Origin of the sequence: Methylophaga sp. UBA4204 (assembly GCF_002379485.1) — a bacterium.
Classification (GTDB): domain Bacteria; phylum Pseudomonadota; class Gammaproteobacteria; order Nitrosococcales; family Methylophagaceae; genus Methylophaga.
The window spans coordinates 2,571-7,846 of record NZ_DFTU01000063.1 but is presented as its reverse complement, the minus strand read 5'-3'; the positions used below and the strand labels follow the sequence as shown (position 1 = coordinate 7,846).

Annotated in this window: 5 protein-coding genes and 1 pseudogene; 4 read left to right on the top strand and 2 right to left on the bottom strand. The window is 47.8% G+C overall.

All coding sequences use genetic code 11. From position 1 onward, the window contains the following. Both B3182_RS09215 and B3182_RS09210 read left to right on the top strand, forming a co-directional pair. Nucleotides 1–885 (top strand): annotated as a pseudogene (locus B3182_RS09215) (exopolyphosphatase); the annotation flags it as partial. A gap of 54 nt (nt 886–939) precedes the next feature. Continuing rightward, on the top strand, nt 940–1,470 hold the full coding sequence (locus B3182_RS09210; protein ID WP_292358334.1) for a hypothetical protein: 531 nt from the start codon (nt 940–942) through the stop codon (nt 1,468–1,470). Between the two features lie 76 nt (nt 1,471–1,546). Here B3182_RS09210 and B3182_RS09205 read toward each other — a convergent pair whose 3' ends face one another. Further along, a complete protein-coding gene (locus B3182_RS09205) occupies nt 1,547–1,948 on the bottom strand; it encodes a c-type cytochrome (protein WP_292358332.1) in 402 nt (133 codons plus the stop codon). A gap of 25 nt (nt 1,949–1,973) precedes the next feature. Then, on the bottom strand, nt 1,974–4,022 hold the full coding sequence (locus B3182_RS09200) for a TonB-dependent receptor (protein WP_292358330.1): 2,049 nt from the start codon (nt 4,020–4,022) through the stop codon (nt 1,974–1,976). A 145-nt stretch (nt 4,023–4,167) separates the two neighbouring features. Between B3182_RS09200 and B3182_RS09195 the strand changes: the two genes are divergently transcribed. Both B3182_RS09195 and B3182_RS09190 read left to right on the top strand, forming a co-directional pair. After that, nucleotides 4,168–4,920 (top strand): sulfite exporter TauE/SafE family protein, encoded by a 753-nt coding sequence (locus B3182_RS09195; RefSeq protein WP_292358328.1) that lies wholly within the window; start codon nt 4,168–4,170, stop codon nt 4,918–4,920. A 15-nt stretch (nt 4,921–4,935) separates the two neighbouring features. Then, on the top strand, nt 4,936–5,276 hold a 341-nt coding region (locus tag B3182_RS09190; protein WP_292752476.1), incomplete at its 3' end, for a sigma 54-interacting transcriptional regulator.

Here is a 5,276-nt window from a genome sequence, read left to right as displayed (position 1 = left end):
TGGGTCGAGGCGGTAGGTGCTTCTGGAACCATTCGCACTGTGGCCAGTATTGTCACGGCGCAGAATTGGAGTGAAAACGGCGTTATCACGAATGAAGCGCTGGATAAAATCATTGCTCACATGGTGGAAGCAGGTCATCAGGATAAGTTTCAACTGGAAGGTTTGAGTCCTGAAAGGGCCAATGTGCTGGCCGGTGGTGTCGCGGTTTTGAAAGCCTCATTTGATCGGTTAAAAATTGATCGCATGATCGTCTCGGATGGAGCATTACGTGAAGGTTTGCTTTACGATCTGCAAGGTCGTATTCAACATGACGATGAACGTGATCGCACCGTAAACTCCCTGGCACGACGTTACCATGTAGATGAAGCCCATGCCGAGCGCGTCAGTAAAATGGCCACCGAATTATATGAGCAAGTGGCTGCTGAGTGGCAAATTAATACCGAAGAACAGTTACACCGTTTGCAATGGGCGGCCAAACTCCATGAAGTTGGACTGGAAATTTCGCATTATCAATATCATAAACATTCGTCTTATTTAGTAGCGCACTCAGATTTACCGGGTTTTTCCAGAGAAGAACAGCAGGCACTCGCAGCGATGGTACGAGGCCAGCGACGGAGTTTTCCACGTAAACATATCAAGCAGTTATCGGATGATATGCAGCAGGCTACGTTGCGATTAACGATTCTGTTACGTTTATCACTGGTATTCAATCGTGGGCGTAGTGAAAAAACCGATACCCATGTTGGCCTTAGTCTGCATCGTAATACTTTAATATTGACCCTGCCTTCCGGCTGGTTGGAAGAACATCCATTGACCGAAGCCGATCTATTGCAGGAAAGGCAGGAACTCAAGGAAATTGATATCCGTCTGAAAATTCGGGATTAAAATGGAATTTCGCCTCACAGCAACAGTCAATTATTTACAAGTGAGGGCAGGGTTATGTGGAAATCTCTATCGATAATGGTGTCAGCGGTGATGCTGGCGTCACCGCTTTATGCTGAAGAAATGCGTTATCAGAGCGAGACAGGTGATCACTTTACCATCAGTCAAACTCCGGATGGCAAGCACTGGGGCACGTTAATCATCAGCGACAGACACACGGCCAGTTTTGCCCATAATGAACTGATTCTGCTGCAAATTGATGATCAAACGCCCATCTCACTTGAACATGGAAACCTCAGCTGTGGCTCACCAGCTAAAGCAGAGCAAACCGTGTTTTATGATTTTTCAGAATCTGCCAGTGATTTACTGACAAAGGTTGACCCTCAGCCTTTGCCGAAGGGTTTTCAACAGGTCAGACAACGTGATGTGTTTACTTCAATCATGGCAGACCGCCGGGCTGAAACCGTTGATTTTCTGTTAAGCGATGTCACGCTTAATGCTCAGCAATTGCGCTCTGCAGCGACATTGAAATTCCGGTTTGTTACCGATGATGGCCAGCGTCGCCAGGCTACTTTCCAACTGCACTAATCCTTGTGACTGGCTCTAGGTCTAGGGTCTGAATGTTCAATAGACCCTAGACTTAGCAAGAGCCGGTGGAGTGAGCCTATTTGGCTTTTTTGGGCTTGACTTCGCCGATGGCACCATCAGCACGGGCTTTAAGGTAGGCATAAATTTGATCCATGCCTTCCATCACTTTTGGGTTACTTTCCCAAGCTGGCATCATGCCGATCTGTCCCATCTTGCCATGGCTTACCGTAGCAATGAATTCCTCCTTGGTGATGACGTTTAAACTATCCGCCAGATTTGGCCCTACCATTCCTTGTCCAACTGTGCCGTGACAGCGGGCGCACCAGTTGCGGTAGAGCTTATAACCATTATAGGTTTCACTATCCAAGAACTGTCCATCCGTGACGGTATACGGTTTATCTTCGGCAAAGCTAAGCGAGCTGAAAGCTAACACACCTGCCATCAGAATAAAAAAGCTGTGTTTTTTAACGTTTTGCATCGTGATTCTCCTTAGAAACAACCGATTACCAGGACATCGACAGTGTGACGTAAGCATTTCGGCCTACTCCCGGTATGCGATCACCAATGGCAATATCCGGATTGATTACCCGGTTATAGCCCCCCAAATGATCGTCATATCGACGATCAAAAACATTATTCACCCCAGCATAAACAGTAAGTTGCTGGGTAAACCGGTATTCGCCGGTGAGATTAATTAAACTGTAACCACTGGTTTTAGCTTCCTCATTTTCTGCTGAAACTTTTGATTGGGCGGCGACATTGACCAGTTCCACCCCAAGCTGCCAATCAAGTTCAACGTAGCTGAGCTGTGTGCGGGCCGTTAATGGTGCAATACGATAGAGGTTATCGCTGGTATCACGGCGTTCACCACGAACATAGCTTATTGTTCCATCCAGCTGCAAGTGATCATTCAAGGCGGCAAACCAACTGGTATCCACACCATAAAGCTGAGCATCCACGTTGCTGAACTGCAATGGTGTGCTATCACCCATCATGGTGCTGGCGGCAATCGCCAGCGGATCGGTGGCAGCGACACCTTGAATATAATCATTGATATGGTGGTAAAAAATTCGTGGTGACAACGCAAAATCGGGCTGATGCCAGTCCAGCCCCAGTTCAAATTGATAAGCTGTTTCTGGATCCAGATTAATATCACCCAGATAATTGTTGCCATCTGCCAGACCCGATGTGGATTGAAACGGTCCCCACAAATAACGTTCTTGATAACTAGGCGCACGCTGTTTGCGGGCCACACCCATTTGTAAATCCAGATCACTGGATAATTTACGGGTCAGGTTAAATGCCAGATCCACAAGATGTTCAGTCTGGTCACGATCCGCATCATTAAAGCGTTGCTGTAAGGCCAGCATGGCGCCCATTGGGCCATTCGCTGTCACAGCATCAGCATCCATATCGACCAGGCTGTAACGCACACCGGTCTGCATACGCCAGGCATCATTCAACTGACCATCCCACTCGGCAAAAAGGCTATAGCGATCGCGCTCTATATTATTGAAATTCTCGACCAGAAAAGCCGGGTTATTGGGGTTAAAGATAGTGGCATTATGCGTAGCATTATCGGCATCAAAGCCAAACATCCAGTCATCTTGCTGATAATGCAATTGATAGCCGTGGGAGATTACATCGGCATAGGTTTGCCTGTATTGCATCGGACTGACCGGCGCCTGTCGCAGACTGAAGTTATTCATCAGATGATCGGCATCTTGATAATTCAACCGGACGGAGACGAGACCACCATTGGTTAATTGCTGACTGATTTCGGCTTTATAACGCTCACCGCGGGCAAACAGAATGTCCATTGGCAATGCAGGCGTCCCGGTGTGGCCAGTATCATGGTGTTCGGCATCCAATGACATTTCCAATTCATCCGTTTGATAGCCATAGCCCAGAGCAAAACTGTCACGTTCATGTTGACTGGGTAGAATCTTACCGCCATCAAAGCGTTGATCATCGCCTTTGTCGCGGGTTAAGCCTAATTGAAGACGATGATTCTGGTTTGCCAATCCACCCAGAAAACCTAATTGGTAACTATCATTATTGTGCGCATAGCCCGAAGTCGCCTGACCATGAAATTCAACTTCATCACTGTTGGTAAAACCAATCTGTTTTTTACTGGCCTGAATGGTGCTGCCAATGGTTTCAATACCTGAGCTTACCGGCGCAATCCCACGGTATAAAGTGAGATTGTCGAGTTGTGATGCAGCAATATAGCTGAGTGGCGAATCCATACTGTTTGGCCCTGCCTGACTAATGCGTACACCATCAACCAGCGTATTTACCCGGTCACCAAATAAACCACGATATTGTGCGATACTGGTCAGCGGTCCATTGCGATTTATGTTGGCTCCCGGCAGTTTCTTCAGCCATTCAGCACTGTCACTACTGGCCTCAGCATGAGCAGGTAATTCCAAAGGAGTGCCTTCTCCGGCAGTACCTTGAACCGACATTTCCGGTAAGCTGAAATGCTCTGCCATCGCTGGCTGATTTAACGCCAGCAATAACGATGAGACTAAAATTGTTTTTTTGAACATAATCCTCTCCAAGCTGTTTAAAACTATTTTAGAAAAGGCTAATGGATGGGAAATGGGTTATTTGCAGAATCACTATGGCAAATCACACAATTATTACAGGGTTAAAATGTTAATCTGTCCGCAAGATGATTTTCAGGCCATATAAATGGATGCGCTCACAACTTCTTTAGTTACTGCTTTTCTGCTGGGCCTGTTCAGTTCGGCGCATTGCATTGCCATGTGTGGTTCGGTGATTGGCGCATTAACATTGACCTTGCCCGCCCATATTCGCGAGCAGCCACGCAAAATGCTGCCATTTGTTTTGAACTACAATATCGGTCGTATCCTGAGTTATTCCATTGCGGGTGGACTGGTCGGTCTACTTGCCTCTCCTCTGGCGCAAATCAATGGTTTGCCCTTTTTACGTTATCTGTCGGTTTTGGTGATGATTGGCATGGGCCTGTATCTGGCTGGCTGGTTTCCCAAATTTGCCCACGCGGAGAAAATCGGCGCGCCCATCTGGCGCAAGCTGCAACCCATTGGTCAGAAACTGTTACCAGTTCGCAGTCTGAAACAAGCCTTTTTATTAGGTGCGGTTTGGGGCTGGTTGCCGTGTGGTCTGGTTTACGCCGGGCTTGCCGTTGCTGCCACTACGGGTAATGTTGTGTATGCCGCATCAGTGATGCTGGCGTTTGGATTAGGTACTTTACCGGCGGTGATGGGGGCAGGTATGTTTGCTGGCATGCTGGCGTCATTGGCGCGTAATCAACTGTTTCGCAAACTGGCCGGTGCCATGATTATTCTGATGGCGCTATTGGTTTTACTCTGGCCACAGGGCGAACATCATCATGGGACGATGGAGTTGAATCCGGTCACTGATTCAGTAACAGATGATTCGTCTGACGGACATCAGCATTAAGGTGAGCATGCCCACATGACGACAGAAATGATCGGCCACTCTCCACAAATCACGCATATTCAGCGCGTATTGCCAATGATTGCATTAAGTGATGCCAGCGTATTGATATGTGGTGCGACCGGAACCGGTAAAGAGCTGGTCGCACAACGACTGCACCAGTTAAGTCGACGTGCTGATAAACCGATGGTTACTATTAATTGTGCCGCATTACCGGTGCATGATGCCGAAGTGGATTTATTTGGCCGGGCCAATGCGGATGGTGAGGTGATAGAACCGGGTCGCTTATTGGCGGCGCAGGGCAGTTCAGTGTTTCTCGATGAAGTTGATGCTTTGCCATTAACGGTGCAGGCAAAAGT

Excerpts from the sequence above, each read along its gene's own strand:
- B3182_RS09210 (WP_292358334.1), top strand. The coding sequence starts at position 940 with ATGTGGAAATCTCTATCGATAATGGTGTCAGCGGTGATGCTGGCGTCA.
- B3182_RS09205 (WP_292358332.1), bottom strand. The coding sequence starts at position 1,948 with ATGCAAAACGTTAAAAAACACAGCTTTTTTATTCTGATGGCAGGTGTG.
- B3182_RS09200 (WP_292358330.1), bottom strand. The coding sequence starts at position 4,022 with ATGTTCAAAAAAACAATTTTAGTCTCATCGTTATTGCTGGCGTTAAAT.
- B3182_RS09195 (WP_292358328.1), top strand. The coding sequence starts at position 4,168 with ATGGATGCGCTCACAACTTCTTTAGTTACTGCTTTTCTGCTGGGCCTG.